Below are 23,035 nucleotides of genomic sequence, written 5' to 3' on the forward strand. Positions count from 1 at the left end.
TGTCTCACCGGTGAGCGCTAAGCAGTGAAGCCATAGCGCCTCAAATCGACATGTTCATTATGTCCTTATAGGCTGTGAGCAGTTTGTTGCGTACCTGCAGAGTCGCTTCGAACTGAATGGACGCCTGCTGCTGAGTGAGCATGACGCTTGCGATGTCGGTTGTTTCTCCGCGCTCATAGGCTTCCGCCGCGGTGTCCTCGGCGTCCAGTCCGGTATTGACCCGGGCCAGCAGGCTTGAAAGCGTCGAGGCGAAACCGGGCACGGGACCCGCGGTTTCGGGGGGAGGAGTCCCGCCTGTGCTCGTTGCACGAAGGGTAGAAGGAGCGTTTTGGGCATTCACCAATGCCGTAGCGAATTGTGCGCCTCGTTGGGCATCGACCGGTGAACGCTGCACCGCGGCACGCAGGGCGGCATTGCCCTGGATGATCGCGTTGCGCGCGGCCATGATGCTGCCGATGTCGCTCATTCGTCCTGCTCCTTGAGGCGAGAAAATTGTCCTTCATTAAGGTTAACAAGCAGTGAAGGACTGCCCATTGCCTATCTCGGAACGGGCTTTCAAAGGAGCGATAGTCGGCGAAAGTCTACCGAGTACCGTATGGTGAGCCTGAACGTTTTTTAGAGCCGTTGCGGGCCTCTCGGTCGGTAGGTGTGGGCTTTGCCGGATCAGCACGGGGGGTGAGATAGGGCGCCCGACGCGGGTAGCGTTCGGTCGTAGTGGGGGTGGAATTGCCCTTGTAGTCGACGCCCGAGTAGGGGTGGCCTCCGTCCCAGTTGACGCCGCCATGTGACCCGGTCCAATTCACGCCGCCGCCATGCTGTCCGGCAAGTGCCGGCGCGGCCAGAAAGAGAGCCGCTGCCGATCCGGCCAAAAGCGACAAAGCACGCCTGTTCACGACAACCTCCTGACTTTAGTCAACCGTGGGCGAGCAGCGTGGCATCCTTTGGTTGAATTGGCGGTGAATGACGCTGACGCCCCGTAAAGCCAGCACGCTGCGCAGTTTGCTATGCGAAGGAGGCTCTGTGGTGTATCGTGAACATGCGGCCTTCGGGGAGGCACGCCAGAAGGAAGAACAATGTTGTTCACGAGATCGAGGCTTGCGGGAGTTGGTTTGCTGGCCGTACTTGCTTTGAGCGGATGCGCCACCACGCCGCGCGGACCAGGGTACGTCTATTACCGCGTGCCCTGCACGACCCCGGGTTCGATAGCCGCGGAGCCGATTGCGCCCGTTACCAGATCGCCGTCGCCTCCCGCGACCCCGACTGAAGGAGGTGTGACGGCGGCGCCGACCTGCCTGCTTGTCCTCTCTCCGGCGGTAGCCTCGCGCGGCTATTACCCTGCCGGTTATTACGGCCAACCCTATTTTGGCACCTTCGGCTACGGATCGGCGTTCGTTGGCTTGGGGCACCGTTCGATCGGCCATGGATCACGCGGCCATCACCGCATGAGCGGTGGCCATCATAATTCCGGACACGGCTCAGGCCACCACTGACAAGGACCCGGAGCTTAGCTGCGGTGCAATGATCGTAAAGCACTACTCTTCCGGCAGGTCTTCGACGCTTTCCCGGCCATCGTCATCCGGCTGCGGAAGCTGTTCCGGGGTCTGGTCGGGGCCGCGGGGTGGAGAGTCGGGATGCGGATCGGGTGGGGTGCTGGCCATGGCTATCTCCTTGCATCCCCAGAACCGGCGAGAGCGCCTGACAGTTCCAGATACCTCATTGGGCTAATGTGTGTCGAAGGCTACCAGCTTTTCAGAGCACGCAGTTGCGGTGTCTTCTTGTGCTGGTGCTCGCCCATGCGGCCGAGCAGGGTGTCGAGAACCTCGATCGCCTCGAGGATATGTGGGCCCTTGTTCAGCATCACGCATTCGGCGCGCGCGGCCATCGCCGCGTCGGTCATTTCGCCACGAGAAGGCCGGCCCTTCTTGACCAGGTTCTCCAGGACCTGCGTCGCCCAGATCACCGGCACGTGAGCAGCCTCGGCCAGCCAAAGGATCTCCTCCTGCATTTCGGCCATGCGGGCAAAGCCGATCTCAACGGCAAGGTCGCCCCGCGCGATCATCACGGCGGTAGGCTGCCGGCTGGCGGCGTGAACCATGATCTCCGGCAGATTGTCGATCGCCCGGATGGTCTCCACTTTGAGCACAATCGCGAGTTCCTGCCAGTCGTCGCGCAGTTCCGCCAACGCCTCCTGCAGCTGCATCACGTCGGCGGCGGACTGGACGAACGAGTATTGGACGCCGTCGGCATGGGCGGCAATGAACTTCAGGTCGCGGCGGTCCTTTTTCGTGAGCGCGGCGATGCCGAGATCGGCGTCGGGGAAGTTGAGGCCCTTTTCGGGTTTTAGCCTGACGCCCTTCTCCGGAGCCTGTTGGATAAGCACCAGCAGTCCGTCGTCGCCCGCTTCCTCGATCACGCCGCCGAGCTTGCCGTCGTTATAGAAAACATGGTCGCCGGTCCGGCTACTGCGCACCGCTTCGCCGAGCGTGCATTCGACTGCCGTAACCGCCTCATCCGTGTTGTGGGCACCCAGCGTACCGGGTTCGACGATCCTCAGGCGGTCGCCCACGTGCAGACGCCTCCTGCCGCCTTCCATGTCGCCGGTGCGGATCTTCGGACCGGCGAGATCCATGAAGATGCGCATCCTGTGGCCGGTCTCTTGCTCGGCTGAACGGGCGTGTTCGATCATCCGCAACCATCTGCGCGGACCGTCATGCGCGCAGTTGATGCGCAGTGCTTCGATCCTGCGGTCGGCGAGGTCTCGCATGAACGCAGGGTCTTCCGCGGCTTCGCTTGGACAGGTCACCATGATTGCGGTCGCGCGCAGATCGCCGGTCGCACCGAACAGGGCCTGCCGCCGCTCGGTCAGGCAGCGCTCGCCGGCGAAGAATGCTTCCGATGGCGGCCGCTCGTCCGGTTGCCTGCCGACAATCGCCGCAAGCGCCGCGCGGGTCGCCTGAAGCGCGGGGAGGACGTGCCCCTCCGATCGCCCCAACGAGGACAGGCCGAGCATCGTCAGCCCGCGCTGGAGCGGCCGCAGATCGTGTCCGCGTAGGGCGAGATAGTCCGCCAGGTTGGCGGCGCAGGAGGCAAACCCATGGGCTTCGCCAATATCCCATTGCCCCAACTTCGCGGCGCCTTCCCGCCGTACCTCGGTGGTCAGCGCATCGAGGCTGTCGAGCAGCGCGGCCGGTTCGGTGATCGCCTTGTCCGGCTGCGGGGACTGACGCACTTTCGGTCCCAGATGCCGATGGCGGCGCGGATCGCCCACCGAGGCATGCCTGGCGTTTTTCATGCGCTGGCCCTTTTTGCTTCGCGGGCTTCGCACCGCGCATCGCGCAAAATCTCGATGCCGCCCTTGATCGCGATCACCGCGGTGAGAAAACCGACCAGGAGGTCGGGCCAGTTGGATCCCAGCCACCAGACCAGAGCACCGGCGACAAGGATCCCGCCGTTCGAGATGAAGTCGTTGAAGCTGAAAGTGGTCGCCGCGCGCAGGTTGACGTCTGGTTCTCGCAGCCGTTGCAGCAGTTTGAGGCAGACGAAGTTGACCACCGCCGCAATCGCCGACATGGTCATCATCGTGACGCCGATTGGCTCGCTGCCCTGTAGATAGCGGCGACCGACGTCGAGCAGGATACCGCCGGCGAAGATCAGGAGCATGAAGCCCGAAACGGCCGCCGCCCGCGTCTTCCACTTCGCCCCCCGGCTGAGAGCGATCAGGCTCAAGGCATAGACCGCCGCGTCCGACAGGTTGTCGAGCCCGTTGGCGAGAAGCGCGCTGGAATCTCCGCTAATGCCCGCGATCAGGAACGCGATCGCGATCGCGAGGTTGAGCACCAGGACGATCCACAGCGTCCGTCTCTCGTCTGGCCCTTCCGGCGCTCTGTCGTTCATGCGGCGCCTTTCGGATCGCTTGTCGGTCATGCGCGAGACGTCACGCCCTGGGTGATACGGCCGGCACGCCCTGCGGTTCCTCCGTGCCACGTTCCAGCAAGCTTGACCACAGCCACTCGTGACGGGAACCTCCGAAGGCGCCTATGGTTGCAGCGTCATGCGGCTTCCACCGATTCCCTATTGCGGCTCCGCGCCCCTTCCCGTCGAGATCTGGACGCGCTGGAATCCGGATCCGCTGGCGATAGGGCTGGTGATCGGTCTCTTCTTGATCGGCCGCGCAGTCCGAGCGCGGCCTCTTCCGCTCGCCGCAGGCTGTGCCATTCTCCTTCTGCTGTTCGTATCGCCGTTCTGTGCGTTGAGTTCGGCGCTGTTCTCGGCACGCGCGGCGCATCATATCCTGCTGACGGCCGTCGCGGCGCCTCTGCTGGCGATCGCATGGCCAGCCGTTCGGGGCAGGCCGGCGGCATGGGCCTGTGCCCATGCCCTGATCTTCTGGGCGTGGCACGCGCCGGCGGCCTATGCCTTCGCGCTTGCCAGCGACGGCGCCTACTGGCTTATGGAACTGACCCTGCTCGTCTCGGCGATCGGGCTCTGGCGCAGCGTGCTGGCCGCAACCGCCCCCACCGGCGTCGCGGTCCTGCTGGCGACGATGGTTCAGATGGGCTTACTCGGCGCTCTGCTCACCTTCGCGTCCACGCCGCTGTACGCCTGGCACTGGATCACGACGCAGCCCTGGGGCCTCAGCCCGGTGGAGGACCAGCAGCTTGCCGGCCTGCTGATGTGGATCGTGGGTGGAGCGATTTATCTCGTCGCCGCGCTCAGGCTGGCAGGCAATTGGCTCGCCGAGCGGCAGCGGATAGCGATCGCATGATCGAAGCGATCCGCGAATGGGCGGCGCGGCATACCGCCGATCGGCGCTACTCCCCGGTCGGCGTCGCCTTCCACTGGATCATGGCGGCCCTCATCTCCTTTCAGCTCTACTGGGGCTGGTATATGAGCCGCATGCCGGTGGGCGGCGACAAGCTGGACGCCTACAAGCTGCATTCCGAACTGGGCCTGGGCATGCTGGTGCTGGCGACGCTGCGCTTCGTGTGGCGCACGATCGTGCCGGGACCAATCAACGACGCGGATGGACTGGGTTGGCAAACCAAGCTCGCCTACGTCACCCATGCGCTCTTTTACATCTGCTTCTTCGGCCTGCCGCTGTCTGGCTGGGCGATGTGGTCGGCGCTGGGCGACGGGCCGAAGCTCGACCTGCTCGGCGCCGCGTGGCCGCAATTGCCGTTCCACGATATTCCGGTGGCGGCGCAATGGACCATCCTGGGTTGGGCAGACGGCATCCACACTCTGCTAATCCTGCTTCTGCTCGCGCTGATCCCCATGCATGTCGGGGCGGCGCTCAAGCATCATTTCTGGAACCGGCATGATGTGCTCATCGGGATGCTGCCGGAGTTGAAGGAGGACGAGCCGGCAGAAGCGGAGCCGCGCCATGGCCTGCCAGGATCGCAAGCTCGTCCGGCGCCAGTGCGCGGCTGATGGCCAGCATCGTGCCCGTGGGATCCCGCCGCTGACCCGATCGCCATGCCTCGATCTGCGCCGCGACGTAGGCCGGCGATTGCCCGGCAAGCGGCGGGTTGCCGGGGCCAACGCCTTCACCGTTCGGACCATGACAACTGGCGCATTTGCTGGCGTAAACCGGCGTCGATCGCCACGCGGATGCCGGGGGCGGCAGCGCGGCATAATAGGCCGAGACCTTGACCCGGTCCTCGCTGTCCAGTCGCCGGGCGATCGCACGCATCGCCACGTGCTTGCGCCGACCAGTGGCATAATCGTCCAGCTGGCGGACGAGATAACCGGCGTCGAGGCGGGCAAGACGCGGGGTCAGGCGTCCGTCCCCTTCGCCTTTCAAGCCGTGGCAGGTCGCGCAGGCGCTCGTAGGGCCACCGTTGCCGCCGCTGAACGCGATCACTTCGCCGGTCGCACGAAACGCCGGGTTGCCGCCCATCTCGTTGCATGCCGTCAGAAGCAGCGGAGCCAGCAGGCCGAGGCACAGAAAATATCGCGTCATCGCACGGGGAACCGAGTGGATGGCGGTCGGTTCCCCATCGGGGAAGGAAGATCTCTTTTGGGGGCACGCATTCTCTTGACCGCAGTCCTGCTGCTCGCCGCTTGCGACAAGCCCGAGATCGCGCCCAATGCCACGGGCGGCGAAGCAGCCGCGCGCGGCAAGACGGCGGCGGAACGCCTCGGCTGCGGGGCATGTCACGCCATGTCGGGCATCTGGCCGCAGGGAACGACCGGTCCTTCGCTCGAAAGGTTCGCACAGCGCGGCATGATCGCGGGCCGCTACCCCAACCGCCCTGATAATTTGGCTGCTTTCCTGCGCAATTCTTCCGGCACTGCCATGCCGACGGTCACCATGACCGCAGCGCAGGCCGACGACATCGCGGCGTTCCTGCATGAGCAATAGCGCCACCTTGAAGGCGGCGCTCGGCGGCTGGCCGCCAGCGGTGCTCGATCCGGCCGGCCCATACGCCGAGCCCATCACGCGGCTGGCCTGGGCGCTGCTGCTCGGCGGCACGGCCGTACTGCTGATCGTCCTCGCCGCACTCGCGGTGGCGCTCTGGGGCAAGCCGGCGTTGAGAAAGCGGCTGGGCGGCGACCGGACGATCTGGATCGGCGGCGTGGTCTTTCCCGGCGTCGTGCTGACGGCCCTGCTGGTCTGGGGCCTGTGGCTGACCGGCAGCCTGCAGGCGACGGCAGCACGAGCGGGCGAGATGCGCGTCAGGGTTACGGGCGAAATGTGGTGGTGGCGCGTGACCTACCTCGGCGAACGCGGCGAGACCGTGATCCGCGATGCCAACGAACTGCATGTGCCCGTCGGGCAACCGGTCCTGCTGGAACTGGAATCGGCGGACGTCCTTCACAGCTTCTGGGTGCCGAGGCTTGCCGGCAAGATGGACATGATCCCCGGCCGCCGCAACCTGCTGCGCATCCGCGCCGAGCAGCCGGGCACCTATGGCGGGCAATGCGCAGAATATTGCGGCGGCGCCCATGCGCTGATGGGCTTCGTCGTCGTCGCGCATACGCCGGAAAGCTTCGCCCGCTGGCGCGCCGAACGTCTGGCGCCTCCGCCGCCGGTCTCAGGGCGCGGGCCCGAACTGTTCCTCGCCAGCGGCTGTGCTGGCTGCCACGCCATTCGCGGCACGCCCGCCAACGGCACGGCCGGTCCCGACCTGACCCATGTCGGCGCACGGCGATCGCTGGGCGCGGGCATCCTGCCCAATAATCGCGGCACGCTGGCCGGTTGGATCGCCGACAGCCAGACGATCAAGCCGGGCAACCGCATGCCCAACTACAAGCAGTTCAGCCCCGACGATCTCAACGCGCTGGCCGCATATATGGAAAGCCTCAAATGAGGTCGGAGACCGGGTTCGATCCCGATCTCTACCAGCGGTTCCCGACGCAGGAGGAACGCCCGGCCGAGGAAGAGGAGGAACTGCGCCGTATTTGGTGCGCGCCGCACGGCTGGGAATATCTGACCGTCGTCAACAACAATTATGTCGGCATCTTCTATCTCGGCACCGCCTTCCTGTTCTTCCTGCTGGCGGGCGTGCTGGCGCTGCTGATGCGGGTCCAGCTCGCCGCGCCGCTGATGGAGGTGCTGCCACAGGCGACCTACAATCAGGTCTTCACCATGCACGGCACGGTGATGATGTTTCTCTTCGCCGTGCCGATGGTCGAGGCGGCGGGCGTGCTGCTGCTGCCGCAGATGCTGGCCGCGCGCGACCTGCCGTTCCCGCGCCTCTCGGCCTATGCCTTCTGGGCCTATGCGGTGGGCGGGCTCGCCTTCTTCGCCTCGCTGTTCGTCGGCCTTGCCCCCGACGGCGGCTGGTTCATGTACCCGCCCTATACGTCCAAGGCCTATTCGCCCGGCATCAACGCCGACTTCTGGCTGCTCGGCATCGGTTTCATCGAGATCAGCGCAATCGCCGGCGCGATCGAGATCATCGTCGGCGTCCTGCGCACCCGCGCGCCGGGCATGAGCCTCGACAAGATGCCGATCTTCGCCTGGGCCATGCTGGTCTTCGCGGTGATGATCATCATCGCCTTTCCCAGCGTAATCCTGGCGACGCTGCTGCTGGAGATCGAGCGTGCCTTCAACTGGCCCTTCTTCGACGCGGCGCGCGGCGGCGATCCGGTGCTATGGCAGCATCTGTTCTGGTTCTTCGGCCATCCCGAGGTCTACATCATCTTCCTGCCCGCCGCCGGCATGATGAGCATGATCGTGCCCACCGTCGCGAAGGCGGAACTGGTCGGCTACCGCCTGATCGTGCTGGCCATGATCGCCACCGGCTTCATCAGCTTCGGCGTCTGGGCGCATCACATGTTCACCGTCGGCCTGCCGCCGATGACGACGGGCTTCTTCTCCGCCGCCTCGATGGCGGTCAGCCTGCCCGCCGGCATCCAGGTCTTCTCGTGGATCGCGACGCTGGCGATCGGCAGGCCGCGCTTCAACGCGCCGGGGCTGTTCGTGCTCGGCAGCATCGTCATCTTCGTGACCGGCGGGCTGACCGGCGTGATGGTCGCGCTGGTGCCGTTCGACTGGCAGGCGCACGACACCTATTTCATCGTCGCGCACCTCCACTATGTGCTGATCGGCGGCATGGTGTTCCCGCTGTTCGCCGCGATGTATTACTGGATCCCGATGGTCAGTAGCCGCGCGATGAGCGAGCGGCTGGCGAAATGGGTGTTCGGCCTGATGTTCACCGGCATGAACGTCGCCTTCATGCCGATGCACCTCGCCGGCCTGATGGGCATGCCGCGCCGCGTCTACACCTATCTGCCGGGCAGCGGCTGGGACATGCTGAACCTCATCTCGACGGTCGGGGCGTTCCTGTTCGCCTTCGGCGTCCTGCTGTTCCTGATCGATCTCGCGCGCAATTTCCGCATGGCGCCGGGCGGCGGCAATGCCGGCAATGTCTATGGCGCGGGCTCGCTCGAATGGCTGCCGACCGAACTCTATTCGACGCGCTCGATCCCGGTGGTGAAGAGCCGCGAGCCCCTGTGGGACGACCCCAAGATTTCCGACAATGTCGAGCAGGGCCGCTATTTCCTGCCGCGCTCGGCCACCGGTCTGCGCGAAACGATCGTCACCAGCCCGCTGCTGGCCGAACCGCAATATGTCCAGATCATGCCCGGCCCATCGGTCTGGCCGCTCGTCGCGGCGATTTTCACCGCCTTCTTCTTCCTCGCGTTGACGGTGCAGGCCTATATGTTCGGCCTCGCCAGCGGCGTCATCACCGTCATGGCCATGCTGCGCTGGCTGTCGGAGACCGACCGGCCGATCGCGCAGGACGAGGTCGACATCGGCGCCGGCATCATGGTGCCGACCTACATGACCGGCCCGCGCAGCCATGGCTGGTGGGCGATGGTCATCCTGATGATCGTCATGGCCATGATCTCGGCCATGGCGATGTTCGGGCTTGCCTTCCTGTGGAGCAACCAACCCACCTTCTGGACGCCGCCGGCATTGCTTGGCGAAGGTGCGCCCATAGCGCTGGGCTACGGACTCGTCGTGGCCGCCGCCGTGTCGTCTCGGTGGCTGCACCGCATAGGCAATAATTGGGCGGTCGCCCCCGTGCTGCTCGCGGGTTTGGCGGCGCCGCTGCTCACCTGGCTCGATATCCGCATGTGGAGCGCCGTGCTGGCCCCCGACGCCAGCGGCCAGGGGGCGGCGGTGTTCGCCATCCTATCACTGCAGGGCACCGTGGCCGCGATCGGCATCCTGTTCGCCGCCTATCTCGGCTGGCGAGCGCTGCGCGGGCTCATCACGCCGACGCGCAACAGCACGCTCGACCTCGCCTGCCTGTTCATCGGCTATTGCGGCGCGCAGGGGCTGGTGGGTACGATTTTCACCCGCGCGGTCGGCGCGTGAAAAGCTGGCTGATTCTACTCGGCGGCTTCATCGTCTGGACCGTCCATTTCTTCGGCCTCTATCTGATCGCGGAGTTCGCGCCGTCGGCAACGCTCGTTATCGCGCTGACAATTCTCTGCATCATCGCCGATCTATGGCTGCTGCGCTGGCTTCGCGCGATGGCATGCTCGGAAGCATTCGCGCAGTGGCGGCGGTCGGTTGGCATGGCGGGCGCTGTCTTGAGCCTCCTCGCCGTGCTTTGGCAGGGCTTGCCCGTCATGCTGGCCTGACGCTCGCGGACGAGAAAACCCGTCAAACGCCGATGCGTTCTGCCCCCTCGCATTTTATCCCGCGATATCTGCGAGAACCGCCGCAAGCGAGATTAGCGTATAGAGTATCGCCGCCATCGACCGGCCCTTGACCCCGTCACTATCCAAGCCATTGCACGGTGCCGATGACCATGGCGATGATGGCCAGGATGCCGATCAGGAGCAGCCTTTCCAGGCGCGGGTCGGCGACATTCCGGATTCGCGCCGCCATCTGCCACGCCGGGCGAAGCGGAACGCGCCCCGAGCCCGAGGCGATCCGGTCGAACTGCGCGTCCGAAAGGCCGAAGAAGGCTGTCATCGCGCCGCGGGATCGGTCCCTCAGACCGGTGACCCGAAACACGGGATCTGCCCACGCGATATCGATCGCGCTCGGGCTCGATACCATCGGGATGACTTCACGACCTGACGCCCATGAAGGCCGCACGAGCCCGACAAGCTGATAAGGGTTGCGGTCGAATAACGAGGCCCAGCGTTCCAGGCGAGCGCGCCGACCATAAGGTTCGAACGCGGGATCAGAGGCGGTGCGGCCGGCGCGCGCAGGAAAGTGGCGCTTCAGTCGTCCCCTCGACGACGCATCGTCCCTCACGGGGGCGTGGCTTCGCGGGAATGATCGCACCGACCCACGGGACTTTCAGTCGAACAATTCGCTCAGGAAGCTCTTGCGGCGACCACGATGGCCACGCTCGTAGCCGTGCTTGCCTCCGTGATCGCTGTGGCCGCGACGGTCGTCGAACGCCCCCGCGCGCCCTCCGCCGGACCACGCGTCGCCAGTCGGGCGGGCTGCTGCATCGCTTATATTGCGCTCGATGATCTTGTCGAGTTCGCCCCGGTCGAGCCAGACCCCGCGACATTGCGGGCAATAGTCGATCTCGATGCCCTGACGCTCGCTCATGACCAGATCAACCCGGCAGGTAGGGCAAAGGAGACCTGGCGCTGCACGGTTTTCCATTGTGACAAATCCTTCTTTCCTGACGGGATCGAGCACGATTTCGCGCATCCTCATATAGCCTAGATAGCAGGCTTCCTCTCGAACGAATCGCAGATTCGGGCAGAGCCTTCTGCGCCAGCATGAAAGAGCGTCGGAGGGATCGCTGCGTGCGGCCCGCACGACCCCATCTGCGCTTCTCTCCACCTGCGATCCGCATGCATTTCAATGATCGCCTTTCTCTGCGGGGGTCTGTCCGTCCCTGTTCCGCAAGTCATTGTGCATGGCCGTGGCCGCGACTGCTGCATGGCCCATGGCCACGCTGATCTGATCGAGCGCCATCACGATATCGCCAGCCGCATACACACCTTCCATGGATGCGCGCTGCTTGGTATCGACGACGATGCAGCGATCGTCGCTCAGTTCGACATCAAGTTGCCTGGCGAGCGCATTGTTGGTGTCGGAGCCGAGCGCGGGATAGATCGTGTCGAACCGCAATTCGGTGTCATCGATCAGATGCACCACCACCTGATCGCCGGAGAAATCCAGCCGGTCGAGCGTGCTCGACGCGACCACGATCCCCGCATGGCTCAGACTTTCCCGGTCGCTGTCGTCGAGCTCGGTGGATTGATGCGCGAGCAGCGTGATCCGATCCGAAAAGGTTCGCAGGAACAAGGCTTCCGCCACACCATGGGTATCAGCGCCAATGACCCCGATCGACTGGTGGCTTGCCTCGAAGCCGTCGCAGACAGGACAATAGCGCAGAAGCCCCCGATCGAGGGCGTCCCGATGGGTGTCCTCGTTCATTTCCGGACGCCGGTTCTCCACGCCCGTCGCGATCAGGATCTGGCGCGCGGAAATGCTCAGCCCCTCACCGCGAGCGGCGAACGCATCCGCGGACCCTTCGATCACGTCTACGCGGCCGGCCCTGATCGTCGCGCCATAGCGCTCGGCCTGGGCGCGCATGCGAAGGAGAAGATCCTCGCCGCCAATGCCGTCCGGGAAACCGGCATGATTGTGCGAAAGCGGGATCCACTTCGCGCGGCTATGGCCTTCATCCACCACGACGACCCGGCGGCGATAGCGTGCGAGATAGATGGCGGCGGTCAGCCCCGCCGGACCGCCTCCGATAATCAGAGCGTCGCAGCAATCTTGCGTCATATTGTCCGCGGCTTCCTTCTCGAGCGGCCCGGGCGTTTGGTTTCCGAGCCCACCGGATCAACCCTGTAGTGCACGGCAAGATGGATCACGGGCGGCGGTGTCCTCATCCCGGCAGTCGCCGCACAGGCGGTTGGCCGGAACGGCGACATCGATCTGCTTGGGGTAAGGCAGGTCGAGGTTCGCCATGATCTCGATAAACTGTTCAAGTGTCTTGCCGCCGCCTACTCGCGGGTTTCGCTCGCGCTCCTGGGCCACGGTCGTGACGTGGCGATGCTTGTAATCATGCGCGGGGTATACGAGCGTGTCGTCGGGAAGAGTGAACAGCTTCTCGTGGATCGACCGATACAATGTGCCCGCATCGCCGTTCTGAAAGTCGGTGCGCCCGCACCCGTCGATCAGGAGAGCATCGCCAGTGAACACCCTGCTCGCATCGGGCCGGTCGATCAGGTAGCTGTGATGCGCGTCGGTGTGACCCGGCGTGAACAGGGGTCGCAAGATCAGGCTGCCCACGCTGAGCGGGTTCATTTCATTCACGGCGATGTCGGCGCAGGCGAGGCCGTCCATCTCCGGATAGGCGATCTTGCATCCTGTCAGGCTCCGAAGCCGACAGGCTGAGGTGACATGATCCGCGTGAATATGCGTTTCGAGCGTATATGTCAGGGTCAAACCCAGCTGCTGAAGGACGGACAGATCGCGATCGACCATCTCGCATACCGGGTCGATCAGCACGGCCAGTCCGCTATCCCGACAGCCAATCAGATAGGTGTACGTGCCCGACTCCGGCTCGAAGAGCTGTCGAAAAATCATGACGCTGGGCAAACGCCAGACACTGGTACGCCTCGCTCAGTCAAGCGGCGAGGCCGCCACGGTTGCATCGGCATAGAATGCGATACGGGCTGACAAATTGTCGGGGTGTCCCGGCATCCCGCATTGGGCTTCGGAGCAGCGCTTGAAATAGACGATGTCATCTCCAACCATCTCCCATTTCCGAAGAGTGTCACCGCATTCACGCTCCGTTACTCGACCGCATAGACTTTGGTGCCGGCAGGTCCGAAGCTCAGCACCTTGAAAGGCGCGGTCTTCGGCCCCGCCATACCGGGAGAGCCGGACGGCATTCCGGGCAGCGCGATCCCGCGAATGGCCGGCTTCTCGCGCAGCATGCGCTGCACCACATTGACCGGCACATGTCCTTCGACGGCATAGCCGCCGACTATCGTAGTGTGGCAGCCCCGAAGCGCTTCGGGCACGGCCCTGCGCGCCTGGACCGAAACATCATTGCCGGTCGGGACCACCGCGATGTCCATTCCTGCCCGTCGCAGCGCGGCGGCGTGACCGTCGCAGCACCCGCAGCCGGGATCCTTGTACATCACACCGCCGATGGTCCCAGCCTCGGCAGGCGCGGTCACAATTGCCCCGAGGAGAGCCAGCATCGCGACTTTTCTCAGCATAAGTAGTTCCTTCCTCTGCACCGTCCGCTCAATCCAGCGGCACCGCAACGGCCGGCCGCGCCGCCCTGAATTGTGGCCAGGCCTGGCGCAGCACGCGTATCGCAGAGCGGAAGAACAGGATCGCGATGATCACGCCCACAAGAATATCGGGCCAGGCGGCATCTGTCGCATAGACGCCCGCTGCCGCGATGAGCACGCCCGTATTGGCTATGACGTCGTTGCGCGAGCATTCGAACGTGCTCGACAGGTTCACGTCGCGGTCACGGAACCGGTAAAGGAGCGCGAGGCAGGTGAGATTCGCGGCAAGCGCAATCAGGCCGAAAAGAACCATTGTCCCGGCCACCGGAGTCACACCGTTCACCAGCTTCGATGCAGCCTCGAACATCACCCAAATGCCGAACGCAGCGATGATCCCGCCCTTCGCGAGGGCCGCTCCGGCCCGCCACCGCAAGCTGCGCTGAAGAGCATAGAGGCTCAGGATATACACCAGCGCATCGCCGAGCATGTCGACGGAGTCCGCCATCAACGCGGTGGAGTTGGCCAGAAGGCCCGCCGTGAACTCGGCGACGAACATGGCGAGGTTGATGGCGAGTACGATCTGCAGCACGCGCTTGACGTCCGAATGAGTCCCCAGCGCGGCGATCTCCTGCTCCTTCGCGGAACAGCAGTCGTCACCGCTGAAATGCCCGCCTGCTTCATCAGGCGCGCGCGGCGCCTCGCAGGCAGACGCCGCTTTGTCCTCTTCAGCCGGTTCCGGGCAGCAAGGACTGGATGCTTTCGTCAATGCTGCGCCTGACGACGAGCACGCCGGCAAGGCGATTCCATCCGTTGTCTCTGGCTTGTCGCAGGTCGACGCCTTCGGCTGCTTGTCAGCCCCTTCGCAGCACTCTTTCATGACACGCTCGTCGCCTACCAATGAGATCCAGATTGCTACGTAAGCCCTATAGCTGCTATAGGTTCAAGGGGATGCGACAAAACTTTTCAATTGGAGCCTTGGCGACCGTCACCGGATGCAAGGTCGTCACGATCCGCTACTACGAGAAAATCGGGCTGCTCGCCGAACCCGGCCGAAACCGGGGCGGGCATCGGATCTATGATCGCCGGCATCTCGAACGGCTCGTTTTCATCCGGAAAGCTCGAGAACTCGGCTTCCCGCTTGGCACCGTGCGCGAACTTCTGTCCCTGTCGGCACGACCGGTGGAAGCTCCGTGCGCCGAGGTGGATTCGATAGCAATCGCGCGTCTTGCCGAAGTCAGGGGGAAGATCGCCGATCTCAAGGCGCTTGAAGCCACGCTCTCGCGCCTCTTGACGCAGTGCGGTCACACTACGCTCGACGACTGCCGTATTCTGGACGCCTTTCGCGCCGATCCGGATATGACAGTGTCGGGATGAGGCGATCGCCCATCGCGCCGCTCTTGCGGGCCCGAGCCTAATCCTGCGGTTGCGGCGTGATTCTCAGATAGGGCTTGAGTGTCCGCCATCCCTTGGGAAACTTGCCTCGAGCCTCATCGTCGCTGAGCGATGGCACGATGATGACGTCTTCGCCCTGACGCCAGTTCACGGGCGTCGCCACGCTATGCCTGGCGATCAGTTGCAGGGAATCGATCACCCGGAGGATTTCCTCGAAATTAAATTGCGCCCGGTGCTCGCCGGATAGGTGATGGTCAGCTTGAGCTTCTTGTCCGGCCCGATAACGAGTACCGATCTGACGGTGAGCGTGTCGTCCGCCAGCGGGTGGACCATGCCATATAGATCAGCGCACTGGTCGCCCCAATTCCACCATCGGTGATTGGCGCGCAGAGCCTGAGAACCGTGAATCTACAGTCTAATGAGACACGAAATTTTCTCGCGTCATTAGATGAACAGACGTTCGGTGATGCGTTCCGGCTAGGTTCAGCCGGATCACTCCATCACATGACGCATGGCGTGAAGCCAACGTTCGTTTGAGGAGATGATCGATGAAACGCGTTATTCTGGCAGCCGCTGCGGCGATGTTGTCACTGCTTGCTGCGCCGGTCGCGATGGCGCAAGGACACGGCGGCAATCGCGGCGGGCATGACGTACCTCGTCAAGGTTCGGGCCATGGTTCGTACGGCGGCTACGGCAGCTACGGCTCCTATGGATACGGGAACTACGATCGCCACCAGCAAAGTTGGAACGACCCGCGTTACGATCGCCATGCCTATCGCGACAATTACCGCCAAGACCGGCACGAGCGACGCAGGCACGATCGCCCTCGCCGTCATCATCGATAGTCAGGAATGACCCTGCGATCCGCCTCATTGGCTGACTAAATATGCGCTACTGCCGATGTCGATGGGCGGATGGAGGGGAGCATCAGCGATCGTTAGAAGATTGTCGGGTGCTCTGGCCGAATTGGCTGTTTGTCAAACTGCGCGGCGAGAGAAACTGGCGGCATCAGCCAGCTTCCACCATTTCGCGAGACGCTCGTCGCGTGCGCCGTCAATCAACTCGCCGGCTGCGACGAAATGATAGACTTCATCCATCGTGCGCATCTCTATCGCGCTGATCTGCTGCCCGAAATTGTCCGGACTGAACTCGTCAGGTGATTCGAGGCCGCAGGCCACGACGATGTCGTGCAGGGCGTCGAGCGTTGCCTTATGAAACCGTGCAACGCGCGCCGCCTTTTCTTCGACGACCAAGCCGCGCTGGCGGGCGGGTGACTGCGTCGCCACGCCATGTCTGGCGGCCAGTTGCAGGGAATCGATCACTCGGAGGATTTCTTTGAAATTGCGCACGGTGCTTGCTGGATAGGTGATGGTGAGCTTGAGCTTTTTGTCCGGCCCGATGAGGACGGTGAGCGCGTTATCCGCTGCAGCGCGCATAGGGACACGGGCAGGTCTGAGCCGCATGTTGGTGCTCGAGTTGCTATAGGTTTAACCCGTCGACCGTCGAGATGGCCAAACAGTGCGACAAACGGCTAGCTTTTGCTTCGGTTGCGATGTCCACCGACGGGCTTGAACCAGGGCTGGCCGGCCAAGTTTCAATTTCGTCAGATCGGTCCCCCGCTTGCAGCTTCGCGCTGGGAACCCTACCAAAGGGCAAAGGAGTGCTGAGATGATGAAGGCCCCTTCGGGTCCCGGAAGTGTATGGACCCTGCTATTTTCCGCTTGGCTCGTGGCGCTTCTGTCCACTCTTGGCGCTCTTTATATCGGCGAGATCATGGGGCAATCGCCCTGCGTCCTGTGCTGGTTCCAGCGCGCGTTCATGTTCCCGCTTGCCATAATCCTCGCCGTGGCAAGTTATACGTCAGATGCGGGCGCGTGGCGCTATGCCTTGCCGGTCGCCGGGGTTGGTTGGCTGATCGCCTTCTATCATGCTCTGCTTTATTTCGGTGTCATCGCGCAGAATATCACGCCGTGTGGGATCGGTCCGTCCTGTTCGAGTTCCAACATGCTTATCTTCGACGGTATCCCTATTCCCTTTCTCTCGCTGCTTTCCTTTACAGCGATCATCGCACTGCTTATCCCCATAAGCTGGAGGTCTCACGAATGAGCAAGCGCTTCGCTGTCGTTGCCGTGGCAATTCTCGCTATAGTCGGATTCGGCGTATCGGCGTTTTATTACAATAGATCAGCCGAAGTCCGGGAAGCTCAGGTGCCGGCCCCGGCATCGGTATCGGACATCCTGATACGCGCCCATGCGCCGGTGCTGGGCGCCGAAAACGGGCGAGTCACGATAGTCGAGTTTTTCGACCCGTCCTGTGAGGCCTGCCGGGCCATGTATCCTGTCGTGAAGCAGATCATGGCTGAGCATCCGAATGACGTGCGCCTGGTTCTTCGCTACGCCCCGTTGCACCAGGGTTCGGAGGAAGCCATCAAGATCCTGGAGGGGGCGCGGGAACAGGGCATTTTCGTTCCCGTGCTCGAGGCGGTCCTGGCCTCCCAGCCCGAATGGCACGACGATGCTCGCGCGGAGAGGGCCTGGGCCGCAGCAAGTTCGGTCGGCCTGAACGTGGAACGGGCGCGCCAGACAACGGCATCGCCCGAATTCACGAAGAACCTGAACCAGGATGTCGCCGACCTCAGCGCGATCGGCGTCAAGGGGACTCCCACTTTCTACGTGAACGGTAAGGTCTTGAGCAACATTGGAGCCGAGCAGCTCTCCGCGCTTGTGAAGTCCGAGGTTGCTGCGACGCGATGACAGTTCCAGCAGTCCCTGGGCCAAACTGCGCATAGCAATTATAGCCTCGCGTGCACAACTCAGCGATGCACAGTCATTTCAGACTCGACGCAGGGGCAACTGCCGGTGCCATCCTAAAACTGATCGCCGAAATCCGCGCGCTCTGACCCCTAATGCAACAGGGTGGCCTCTCACGCTGGAAGGGAACCTGATCCCAAAAGGCACACAGTTCCGCAATGCCGAACATCATGGCGGCCCAGGATCCACAAGGGTTGCGCAAGTTTGGTATAGAACAAACTTGCGCGCGTGCTGTTCGCATAGCATGACGCCGCGTCATGACCGATCAAATTCGCACGATAGCTATTCCGCTTCTCGCCTTGGCGCTTGCAGCATGTGATAGCGCGCCGAACGCCCCCCTTGAGTCCCCCCCTCTTGCAGGGGCGGCGATTGGTGGTCCATTCACCTTGGTGGACAAAACCAACCGAGAAGTGCGTTGGACTGATTTCGACGGGAAGTACCGTATAGTCTACTTTGGTTATACATATTGCCCAGACGTGTGTCCCATGGACGTTCAGATTCTCATGAAAGGCTTCGGCGAATTTGAGAAAGTCAATCCCGAACTCGCGAAGCAGGTCCAGCCGATCTTCATAACTATTGATCCGGAACGTGACACTCCTGAGGTTGTCGGCGAATTCGCAGCCGCATTCTCGCCGCGGCTTCTTGGTCTCTCAGGCAGTCCAGAAGCCATCGCAGCAGCCAGCAAGGCGTTTGCTGCTTATTCTGCGAAGGGAACCGAAGGCGCTGGGGGCTATCTGATGGATCATAGCCGCATCGCATACCTTATGGACAGACGAGGCAAACCCGTTGTGATGCTGCCGATCGACAAGGACTATAAAGCGGTTGCGGCTGAACTCGTGAAGTGGGTGCGTTGATCCGATATGAAGTAGGTCGGGTCCGCATATTTCGAAAAAGCCATTATATTAAAAGTATCACTTCCGCGTTAGCAATATATCGGTCATGGCTTTAGGCGGGCTTACAGTAAGGCTCCTGAATAGGCTTCTTCTCCTTGTGAGCGGGCCAGTGGACCTGACCTCTTTTCAGGTATCGGCTCGAGCGCAAGACCGTGCCGCGTTTTGCGACAGACAAACGGATCAGAGATGTGAATGAAGCACGCAAGTAATGCACTATACTAACGAGAATGGCATTGTTCGGCAGCAACCGTTAAAGCGTGGCATGTCACGCCTTAAGAGAGTAGGTGCCGGATCAACCCGAATACATCGCGTCCGCGCCCGCCGAGCAACGCCTTGGCCGAATAGAGCGCCATGCCCGCGACCTGGCCCGCCTCGACTTTGGGCGGCATGACCAGTTCAAACCGGTCGGTGACCACGTCGAGCAGAGCCGGGCCGGGCTCGTTAAGCCAGGCAATTACCGCGTCCTCCACTGCATCGGCGGTCTCGACCCGGCGACCCCAGAAGCCGATCGCCTCGGCCACGCGGGAAAAGTCGGGATTGACCAGATTGGTATAGGCGTCGAGTAGCCCCTCGACCTTTTGTTCGATCTCGACGAAGTTGAGCGAGCTGTTGTTGAACACCGCTATCTTGATCGGCAGCTTTTCCTGCACGGCTGTCAGGAGATCGCCGAGCATCATTGACAGGCCGCCATCCCCCGACAGCGAAATGACCTGACGGTCGGGATAGGCGGCCTTGGCACCCAGCGCCTGCGGCATGGCGTTCGCCATAGTCCCGTGACTGAGGCTGATCACCGTGCGATTGCTACCGGTCGAGCGGACGTGCCGCAGGCACCAGACCATCGGCGAGCCGGCATCAGCTGTGAACACCGCGTCGGAGGCGGCGAGACGGGAGATCGTCTCCGCTAGATATTGGGGATGGATGCCGCCGCCTTTGCCGGGAGTCGTCCGCTCTTCCTGCGCGTGGTCATCGCCATCCTTCTTTCCGAGACATTCGCGAAGGAAGCTGTCGTCATCGCGCAACGCTACGCGCGCGAGCAAGGCCTCGACAGTCGCCGCGACATCCCCGACCACGCCGATATCGACCGGATGGCGGCGGCCCAGATGCGTACCGTCGAGATCGACCTGCAGGATCGTCGCCTTTTCCGGATAGAACTGCCGCCAGGCAAAGTCGCAACCGAGCAGCAGGAGGGTGTCGCAGGACTTGAGCGCGTGGAAGCCGGCCTCGCAGCCGAAGATGCCGGTCATCCCCACATCGTAGGGATTGTCGTGGGCAAGAAAGTCCTTGGCGCGCGACGTATGGGCGATCGGCGCCTTGAGCTTGGTTGCCAGCGCGACGATCCCATCATGCGCCGCTTCGCAGCCCGAACCGCCGTAGATCGCCAAGCGCTTGCCAGCAGCCAATGCCGCGGCGAGTTGGTCGAGTTCCGCGTCTGATGGCCGAACGAGCGGACGAGCGCGATGGACGGCGAAGTCCGGCTCTTCGACGGCCTTGGCGCTGGCGACGTCGGAAGGAACTACGAGGACGGCGACACCCCGCCTCGCGAGGGCGGCTTGGGCCGCCATCGCCGTCATCCGCCGTGCCTGCGCCGGCGTTCTGATCTCTTCACAAAACACGCTGCACGTCGCATAGATCGCCTTGAAATCGACCTCCTGCGGAAATTCGAAACCCAGTTCGGCCTGCGCGAGCTGGCTGGCGATTAAGACGACGGGCGCGCGGTTACGGTGTGACTCGTACAGGCCGTTGATGAAATGCAAGCTTCCCGGACCGCACGAGCCTGCGCAGAGCGCCAGTTCCCCCGTCAGCATCGCGTCCGCGCCGGCCGCAAATCCCGCGGCTTCCTCGTGCCGGACATGCAACCAGCGGATGTCGCTCTGGCGGATAGCGTCGGTAACGTAATTGAGCGAGTCACCGGCGATACCGTAGCAACGCCGTGCCCCCGCCGCCGCGAGCGTCTTGATGATCACTTCGGCTACGGTTGTCATTGTCGCTCCTTTGGCCAGGCACATGAAAGGAAACGACACTGCGCGGGGAGCGTTCCGTGGCGGGGCGACATGAATGCTGTCGATGAGTGGCAGCCGATGCACAGTTGCAGCGTAGTATCCATCGCGCTTACGACAAGCTGTCGCCGCTCGCCGGGCCGAAATCGGCATGTGGGCATTGATCGATGATGTGTAATCCTAGCAGCACATGGTGCTGCACAGTCAGCGTTGGCGATCGCGACTTGCGCGCTCGGTGTGTCGGTCGCTTATATCCGGCTGCGCTCCGCGATCGTCCTGCCGGATGCCTTTTAACGAGCGTTTTCCCTTCGCGCCGGACCGACTTTTTCGTCGTTATCTGTGTCGTCATCGCTACCGCATAGCCGCCAACAATCGGGGTTCTTCCTACGCCGCGCCGAGCCGGAGATCGCGGTTAAGCGCGCGCTTCTTCAGAACATGCTCGATCAGGCGATCCGGCATGGGGCGTCACGCGCTCATCTCTTCAACCTAGAATGGGGGACGCGAACAGATTATATGAATCCTCGACTTACTTTAGGGGTAAGGAGAAAACGGAATGCGGATCGGCGAGGTGTCGAAAGCCACCGGTCTCAAGATCGAAACGATCCGGTTCTACGAAACTGAAGGGCTGACCACCTGCGATCGGCGGTCGGACAGCAATTATCGGCTTTACGGGCAGGCACAGGTCGATCGCTTGTCATTCATCAAGCGAGCGCGCGATCTCGGCTTCACGCTTGAACAGGTTCGCGGGCTTCTGGAACTGACCGACGATCCGCGTGGTTCATGCGTCGAAATCGATACGATCGTCGTCGCGCACCTGGCCGAGGTCGATCGCAAACTGGCTGCTTTGCAGACGCTGCGAAAAGAACTTGTTGAGCGCCTGGAATGCTGTGTCGGCCTTTCGACGGGCAAATCGCGGTAATCGGCGAACTGATGGCCCGGCAGGCAGTCGGCGGCGGAGAGAGGGCATCGCGCGTCGCAACGGGCGGACATTTTGGTGTATTGGGCGATTATGGGGTTTCAATCGTCATGGATCGTTCCATGTCTCTGACTATGAGCCGATGCTATTCCTTGATGCGCGCGATCCTTTCGTTGATGCTGGGCGTTGCATTGGCCCTGCAGGCGGGGGCGCTTTGTTCAGCCGCACAGGCGTCCGGGTCCGGTCCCGCCGTGCTCTTTGCGTCTCTGCCGGACCGGCACGCACAGGGGATCAATCCAGAACGCCTGTCTGCAGCGTTTCATGCATGATATTGCCGGATTTCGTGACGCTCGAGGCGGCTCGGCGTTCCGCGGCGGTGGCCGCCTATCCATGGGCGCCGACCCGCGATTCGCAGCGCTTGGTTCGCGGACCCGAACCGCCGCCCCCGCGGTTGTAGGCAATCAGCGAATCCACCTGTTTTTCCGGCGCCGGGCCAACGCCCGAAGCGCCGCCTGCCATTTACGAGAGGCTATTATGACCATCCAACTCGGCGATACCGTGCCCGATTTCACCGCGGCCACCACCGAAGGCGAGATCAATTTTCACGACTGGCTCAACGGTCAGTGGGCGGTGCTGTTCTCGCACCCGAAGAATTTTACGCCCGTTTGCACGACCGAACTGGGCGACGTGTCGCGCTTGAAACCCGAGTTCGACCGACGCGGCGTCAAGGTGATCGGCCTGAGCGTTGACGAACTCGCCAACCACGACCAGTGGGCCGACGACATCGAGCAGACGCAGGGGCACCGGCTCAACTTCCCGCTGATTGCCGATGCCGATCGCAAGGTGTCGACGCTCTACGGCATGATCCATCCCGGCGCCGACGACACGATGACGGTTCGTTCGGTCTTCGTGATCGGGCCGGACAAGACGCTGAAGCTGAGCATGACCTATCCGGCGAGCACCGGCCGCAACTTTGACGAAATCCTGCGGACGATCGACTCGCTGCAACTGACCGCGAAGTACAAGGTCGCGACGCCGGTGAACTGGAAGCAGGGCGAGGATGTTATCATCGTGCCCTCGGTCGGCGATGAGGAGGCGCACGAGCGTTTCCCCGAGGGATGGACGACGCTTCGCCCGTATTTGCGCATTGTCCCGCAGCCGGGCGAGTGATGGCTGCGCCGGGGAGCGAACACCCGCTTCGAGCGCGGCGGCCATAGGGTGGCTGCGTTCCACGATGCCGCCACCGGCAACTGCAATATATGATCGCCGCCCGCGCGTAGCGCGGTCGGCGATCATCGACCCTATGCTGGACTATGAACCGCGCGCCGGTGTGGT

General features: G+C 63.0%; 28 protein-coding genes and 2 pseudogenes. 15 read left to right on the forward strand and 15 right to left on the reverse strand.

Features of this window, described 5'->3' with window-relative positions; genetic code table 11:
• Positions 1-40: 40 nt before the first annotated feature.
• A complete protein-coding gene (gene fliE / locus JI59_RS22365) occupies positions 41-466 on the reverse strand; it encodes a flagellar hook-basal body complex protein FliE (protein WP_007015384.1) in 426 nt (141 codons plus the stop codon).
• A gap of 805 nt (positions 467-1,271) precedes the next feature.
• Between fliE and JI59_RS27470 the strand changes: the two genes are divergently transcribed.
• Positions 1,272-1,490, forward strand: a complete 219-nt coding sequence (locus JI59_RS27470) for a hypothetical protein (protein ID WP_007015383.1) — start codon at positions 1,272-1,274, stop codon at positions 1,488-1,490.
• Positions 1,491-1,532: 42 nt separating this feature from the next.
• Here JI59_RS27470 and JI59_RS28060 read toward each other — a convergent pair whose 3' ends face one another.
• The 3 genes from JI59_RS28060 to JI59_RS22375 form a co-directional block, all read right to left on the reverse strand.
• Positions 1,533-1,658 carry a hypothetical protein gene (locus JI59_RS28060; RefSeq protein WP_007015382.1) on the reverse strand — a complete coding sequence of 42 codons (126 nt, stop codon included), beginning with the start codon at positions 1,656-1,658 and terminating at the stop codon, positions 1,533-1,535.
• A gap of 80 nt (positions 1,659-1,738) precedes the next feature.
• Complete coding sequence (locus JI59_RS22370) at positions 1,739-3,292, reverse strand: pyruvate kinase (protein ID WP_174888148.1); 1,554 nt, start codon at positions 3,290-3,292, stop codon at positions 1,739-1,741.
• On the reverse strand, positions 3,289-3,894 hold the full coding sequence (locus JI59_RS22375; protein WP_039858464.1) for a cation efflux transmembrane domain-containing protein: 606 nt from the start codon (positions 3,892-3,894) through the stop codon (positions 3,289-3,291). The genes JI59_RS22370 and JI59_RS22375 overlap by 4 nt, the downstream gene beginning before the upstream one ends.
• Before the next feature lie 157 nt (positions 3,895-4,051).
• Between JI59_RS22375 and JI59_RS22380 the strand changes: the two genes are divergently transcribed.
• Positions 4,052-4,765, forward strand: coding sequence for a cytochrome c oxidase assembly protein (locus JI59_RS22380; RefSeq protein ID WP_007015378.1), 714 nt, complete (start codon positions 4,052-4,054; stop codon positions 4,763-4,765).
• Positions 4,762-5,430, forward strand: a complete 669-nt coding sequence (locus tag JI59_RS22385; protein WP_007015379.1) for a cytochrome b — start codon at positions 4,762-4,764, stop codon at positions 5,428-5,430. The genes JI59_RS22380 and JI59_RS22385 overlap by 4 nt, the downstream gene beginning before the upstream one ends.
• On the opposite strand, the gene JI59_RS27825 is transcribed toward JI59_RS22385, so the two are convergent.
• Positions 5,327-5,962, reverse strand: a complete 636-nt coding sequence (locus JI59_RS27825; RefSeq protein WP_081474081.1) for a c-type cytochrome — start codon at positions 5,960-5,962, stop codon at positions 5,327-5,329. The genes JI59_RS22385 and JI59_RS27825 overlap by 104 nt on opposite strands.
• Positions 5,963-6,019: 57 nt before the next feature.
• On the opposite strand from JI59_RS27825, the gene JI59_RS27830 reads away from it, so the two are divergent.
• The 4 genes from JI59_RS27830 to JI59_RS22405 are packed head-to-tail and all read left to right on the forward strand — an operon-like array spanning position 6,020 to position 10,101.
• Entirely contained in the window at positions 6,020-6,364 is a 345-nt protein-coding gene (locus tag JI59_RS27830) for a c-type cytochrome (RefSeq protein WP_041565068.1), read from the forward strand.
• Complete coding sequence (coxB, locus tag JI59_RS22395) at positions 6,354-7,313, forward strand: cytochrome c oxidase subunit II (protein ID WP_039858458.1); 960 nt, start codon at positions 6,354-6,356, stop codon at positions 7,311-7,313. The genes JI59_RS27830 and coxB overlap by 11 nt, the downstream gene beginning before the upstream one ends.
• Complete coding sequence (locus JI59_RS22400; RefSeq protein ID WP_007015374.1) at positions 7,310-9,832, forward strand: cbb3-type cytochrome c oxidase subunit I; 2,523 nt, start codon at positions 7,310-7,312, stop codon at positions 9,830-9,832. Before coxB ends, JI59_RS22400 begins: the two co-directional genes overlap by 4 nt.
• Entirely contained in the window at positions 9,829-10,101 is a 273-nt protein-coding gene (locus JI59_RS22405; protein WP_041565048.1) for a hypothetical protein, read from the forward strand. Before JI59_RS22400 ends, JI59_RS22405 begins: the two co-directional genes overlap by 4 nt.
• Before the next feature lie 139 nt (positions 10,102-10,240).
• Here JI59_RS22405 and JI59_RS27835 read toward each other — a convergent pair whose 3' ends face one another.
• The 7 genes from JI59_RS27835 to JI59_RS22435 form a co-directional block, all read right to left on the reverse strand.
• Positions 10,241-10,438, reverse strand: coding sequence for a hypothetical protein (locus JI59_RS27835; protein ID WP_007015373.1), 198 nt, complete (start codon positions 10,436-10,438; stop codon positions 10,241-10,243).
• A 333-nt stretch (positions 10,439-10,771) separates the two neighbouring features.
• Positions 10,772-11,089, reverse strand: a complete 318-nt coding sequence (locus JI59_RS22415) for a TFIIB-type zinc ribbon-containing protein (protein WP_072384744.1) — start codon at positions 11,087-11,089, stop codon at positions 10,772-10,774.
• A gap of 201 nt (positions 11,090-11,290) precedes the next feature.
• Positions 11,291-12,226, reverse strand: coding sequence for an NAD(P)/FAD-dependent oxidoreductase (locus tag JI59_RS22420; protein ID WP_007015371.1), 936 nt, complete (start codon positions 12,224-12,226; stop codon positions 11,291-11,293).
• A gap of 57 nt (positions 12,227-12,283) precedes the next feature.
• On the reverse strand, positions 12,284-13,033 hold the full coding sequence (locus JI59_RS22425; RefSeq protein ID WP_007015370.1) for an MBL fold metallo-hydrolase: 750 nt from the start codon (positions 13,031-13,033) through the stop codon (positions 12,284-12,286).
• A 36-nt stretch (positions 13,034-13,069) separates the two neighbouring features.
• Positions 13,070-13,204: a hypothetical protein gene (locus tag JI59_RS28065; RefSeq protein ID WP_007015369.1), complete on the reverse strand. Its 135-nt coding sequence runs from the start codon at positions 13,202-13,204 to the stop codon at positions 13,070-13,072.
• Positions 13,205-13,242: 38 nt separating this feature from the next.
• Positions 13,243-13,674 carry a DUF411 domain-containing protein gene (locus JI59_RS22430; protein ID WP_007015368.1) on the reverse strand — a complete coding sequence of 144 codons (432 nt, stop codon included), beginning with the start codon at positions 13,672-13,674 and terminating at the stop codon, positions 13,243-13,245.
• Between the two features lie 28 nt (positions 13,675-13,702).
• Complete coding sequence (locus tag JI59_RS22435; RefSeq protein ID WP_039858450.1) at positions 13,703-14,317, reverse strand: cation diffusion facilitator family transporter; 615 nt, start codon at positions 14,315-14,317, stop codon at positions 13,703-13,705.
• Between the two features lie 323 nt (positions 14,318-14,640).
• On the opposite strand from JI59_RS22435, the gene JI59_RS22440 reads away from it, so the two are divergent.
• Positions 14,641-15,066, forward strand: a complete 426-nt coding sequence (locus JI59_RS22440; RefSeq protein ID WP_039858447.1) for a MerR family transcriptional regulator — start codon at positions 14,641-14,643, stop codon at positions 15,064-15,066.
• A 37-nt stretch (positions 15,067-15,103) separates the two neighbouring features.
• Here the strand turns inward: JI59_RS22440 and JI59_RS26425 are convergent.
• Positions 15,104-15,432 (reverse strand): annotated as a pseudogene (locus JI59_RS26425) (thioredoxin domain-containing protein); the annotation flags it as partial.
• 200 nt (positions 15,433-15,632) lie between these two features.
• On the opposite strand from JI59_RS26425, the gene JI59_RS22450 reads away from it, so the two are divergent.
• On the forward strand, positions 15,633-15,929 hold the full coding sequence (locus JI59_RS22450; RefSeq protein ID WP_153811646.1) for a hypothetical protein: 297 nt from the start codon (positions 15,633-15,635) through the stop codon (positions 15,927-15,929).
• Positions 15,930-16,061: 132 nt separating this feature from the next.
• Here the strand turns inward: JI59_RS22450 and JI59_RS22455 are convergent.
• Positions 16,062-16,373 (reverse strand): annotated as a pseudogene (locus JI59_RS22455) (FMN-binding glutamate synthase family protein); the annotation flags it as partial.
• Between the two features lie 382 nt (positions 16,374-16,755).
• On the opposite strand from JI59_RS22455, the gene JI59_RS22460 reads away from it, so the two are divergent.
• The 3 genes from JI59_RS22460 (at position 16,756) to JI59_RS22470 (ending at position 18,748) form a co-directional block, all read left to right on the forward strand.
• Positions 16,756-17,190: a disulfide bond formation protein B gene (locus JI59_RS22460; RefSeq protein WP_420845491.1), complete on the forward strand. Its 435-nt coding sequence runs from the start codon at positions 16,756-16,758 to the stop codon at positions 17,188-17,190.
• Positions 17,187-17,837: a DsbA family protein gene (locus tag JI59_RS22465; RefSeq protein WP_007015696.1), complete on the forward strand. Its 651-nt coding sequence runs from the start codon at positions 17,187-17,189 to the stop codon at positions 17,835-17,837. The genes JI59_RS22460 and JI59_RS22465 overlap by 4 nt, the downstream gene beginning before the upstream one ends.
• A gap of 314 nt (positions 17,838-18,151) precedes the next feature.
• Positions 18,152-18,748, forward strand: coding sequence for an SCO family protein (locus tag JI59_RS22470; protein ID WP_039858786.1), 597 nt, complete (start codon positions 18,152-18,154; stop codon positions 18,746-18,748).
• A gap of 311 nt (positions 18,749-19,059) precedes the next feature.
• Here JI59_RS22470 and JI59_RS22475 read toward each other — a convergent pair whose 3' ends face one another.
• Positions 19,060-20,769 (reverse strand): thiamine pyrophosphate-dependent enzyme, encoded by a 1,710-nt coding sequence (locus JI59_RS22475; RefSeq protein ID WP_039858783.1) that lies wholly within the window; start codon positions 20,767-20,769, stop codon positions 19,060-19,062.
• A 568-nt stretch (positions 20,770-21,337) separates the two neighbouring features.
• Here JI59_RS22475 and JI59_RS22480 point away from each other — a divergent pair.
• The 3 genes from JI59_RS22480 to JI59_RS22490 all read left to right on the forward strand — a co-directional run bounded on the left by JI59_RS22480 (position 21,338) and on the right by JI59_RS22490 (position 22,870).
• Entirely contained in the window at positions 21,338-21,703 is a 366-nt protein-coding gene (locus tag JI59_RS22480) for a MerR family DNA-binding protein (RefSeq protein ID WP_007015693.1), read from the forward strand.
• Positions 21,704-21,714: 11 nt separating this feature from the next.
• Positions 21,715-22,029: a hypothetical protein gene (locus JI59_RS27475; RefSeq protein WP_039858780.1), complete on the forward strand. Its 315-nt coding sequence runs from the start codon at positions 21,715-21,717 to the stop codon at positions 22,027-22,029.
• Positions 22,030-22,234: 205 nt separating this feature from the next.
• Complete coding sequence (locus tag JI59_RS22490) at positions 22,235-22,870, forward strand: peroxiredoxin (RefSeq protein WP_007015691.1); 636 nt, start codon at positions 22,235-22,237, stop codon at positions 22,868-22,870.
• The last annotated feature ends 165 nt before the right edge of the window (positions 22,871-23,035 follow it).

This window comes from Novosphingobium pentaromativorans US6-1, from assembly GCF_000767465.1.
In the GTDB taxonomy this organism is placed as follows: Bacteria; Pseudomonadota; Alphaproteobacteria; order Sphingomonadales; family Sphingomonadaceae; genus Novosphingobium; species Novosphingobium pentaromativorans.

Coding starts and splice junctions, on each gene's coding strand:
- fliE (WP_007015384.1), bottom strand. CDS start 466: ATGAGCGACATCGGCAGCATCATGGCCGCGCGCAACGCGATCATCCAG.
- JI59_RS28060 (WP_007015382.1), bottom strand. CDS start 1,658: ATGGCCAGCACCCCACCCGATCCGCATCCCGACTCTCCACCCCGCGGC.
- JI59_RS22370 (WP_174888148.1), bottom strand. CDS start 3,292: ATGAAAAACGCCAGGCATGCCTCGGTGGGCGATCCGCGCCGCCATCGG.
- JI59_RS22375 (WP_039858464.1), bottom strand. CDS start 3,894: ATGAACGACAGAGCGCCGGAAGGGCCAGACGAGAGACGGACGCTGTGG.
- JI59_RS22380 (WP_007015378.1), top strand. CDS start 4,052: ATGCGGCTTCCACCGATTCCCTATTGCGGCTCCGCGCCCCTTCCCGTC.
- JI59_RS22385 (WP_007015379.1), top strand. CDS start 4,762: ATGATCGAAGCGATCCGCGAATGGGCGGCGCGGCATACCGCCGATCGG.
- JI59_RS27825 (WP_081474081.1), bottom strand. CDS start 5,962: ATGACGCGATATTTTCTGTGCCTCGGCCTGCTGGCTCCGCTGCTTCTG.
- coxB (WP_039858458.1), top strand. CDS start 6,354: ATGAGCAATAGCGCCACCTTGAAGGCGGCGCTCGGCGGCTGGCCGCCA.
- JI59_RS22400 (WP_007015374.1), top strand. CDS start 7,310: ATGAGGTCGGAGACCGGGTTCGATCCCGATCTCTACCAGCGGTTCCCG.
- JI59_RS27835 (WP_007015373.1), bottom strand. CDS start 10,438: ATGACAGCCTTCTTCGGCCTTTCGGACGCGCAGTTCGACCGGATCGCC.
- JI59_RS22415 (WP_072384744.1), bottom strand. CDS start 11,089: ATGGAAAACCGTGCAGCGCCAGGTCTCCTTTGCCCTACCTGCCGGGTT.
- JI59_RS22420 (WP_007015371.1), bottom strand. CDS start 12,226: ATGACGCAAGATTGCTGCGACGCTCTGATTATCGGAGGCGGTCCGGCG.
- JI59_RS22425 (WP_007015370.1), bottom strand. CDS start 13,033: ATGATTTTTCGACAGCTCTTCGAGCCGGAGTCGGGCACGTACACCTAT.
- JI59_RS28065 (WP_007015369.1), bottom strand. CDS start 13,204: ATGGTTGGAGATGACATCGTCTATTTCAAGCGCTGCTCCGAAGCCCAA.
- JI59_RS22430 (WP_007015368.1), bottom strand. CDS start 13,674: ATGCTGAGAAAAGTCGCGATGCTGGCTCTCCTCGGGGCAATTGTGACC.
- JI59_RS22440 (WP_039858447.1), top strand. CDS start 14,641: ATGCGACAAAACTTTTCAATTGGAGCCTTGGCGACCGTCACCGGATGC.
- JI59_RS22450 (WP_153811646.1), top strand. CDS start 15,633: ATGAAACGCGTTATTCTGGCAGCCGCTGCGGCGATGTTGTCACTGCTT.
- JI59_RS22460 (WP_420845491.1), top strand. CDS start 16,756: ATGAAGGCCCCTTCGGGTCCCGGAAGTGTATGGACCCTGCTATTTTCC.
- JI59_RS22465 (WP_007015696.1), top strand. CDS start 17,187: ATGAGCAAGCGCTTCGCTGTCGTTGCCGTGGCAATTCTCGCTATAGTC.
- JI59_RS22470 (WP_039858786.1), top strand. CDS start 18,152: ATGACCGATCAAATTCGCACGATAGCTATTCCGCTTCTCGCCTTGGCG.
- JI59_RS22475 (WP_039858783.1), bottom strand. CDS start 20,769: ATGACAACCGTAGCCGAAGTGATCATCAAGACGCTCGCGGCGGCGGGG.
- JI59_RS22480 (WP_007015693.1), top strand. CDS start 21,338: ATGCGGATCGGCGAGGTGTCGAAAGCCACCGGTCTCAAGATCGAAACG.
- JI59_RS27475 (WP_039858780.1), top strand. CDS start 21,715: ATGGCCCGGCAGGCAGTCGGCGGCGGAGAGAGGGCATCGCGCGTCGCA.
- JI59_RS22490 (WP_007015691.1), top strand. CDS start 22,235: ATGACCATCCAACTCGGCGATACCGTGCCCGATTTCACCGCGGCCACC.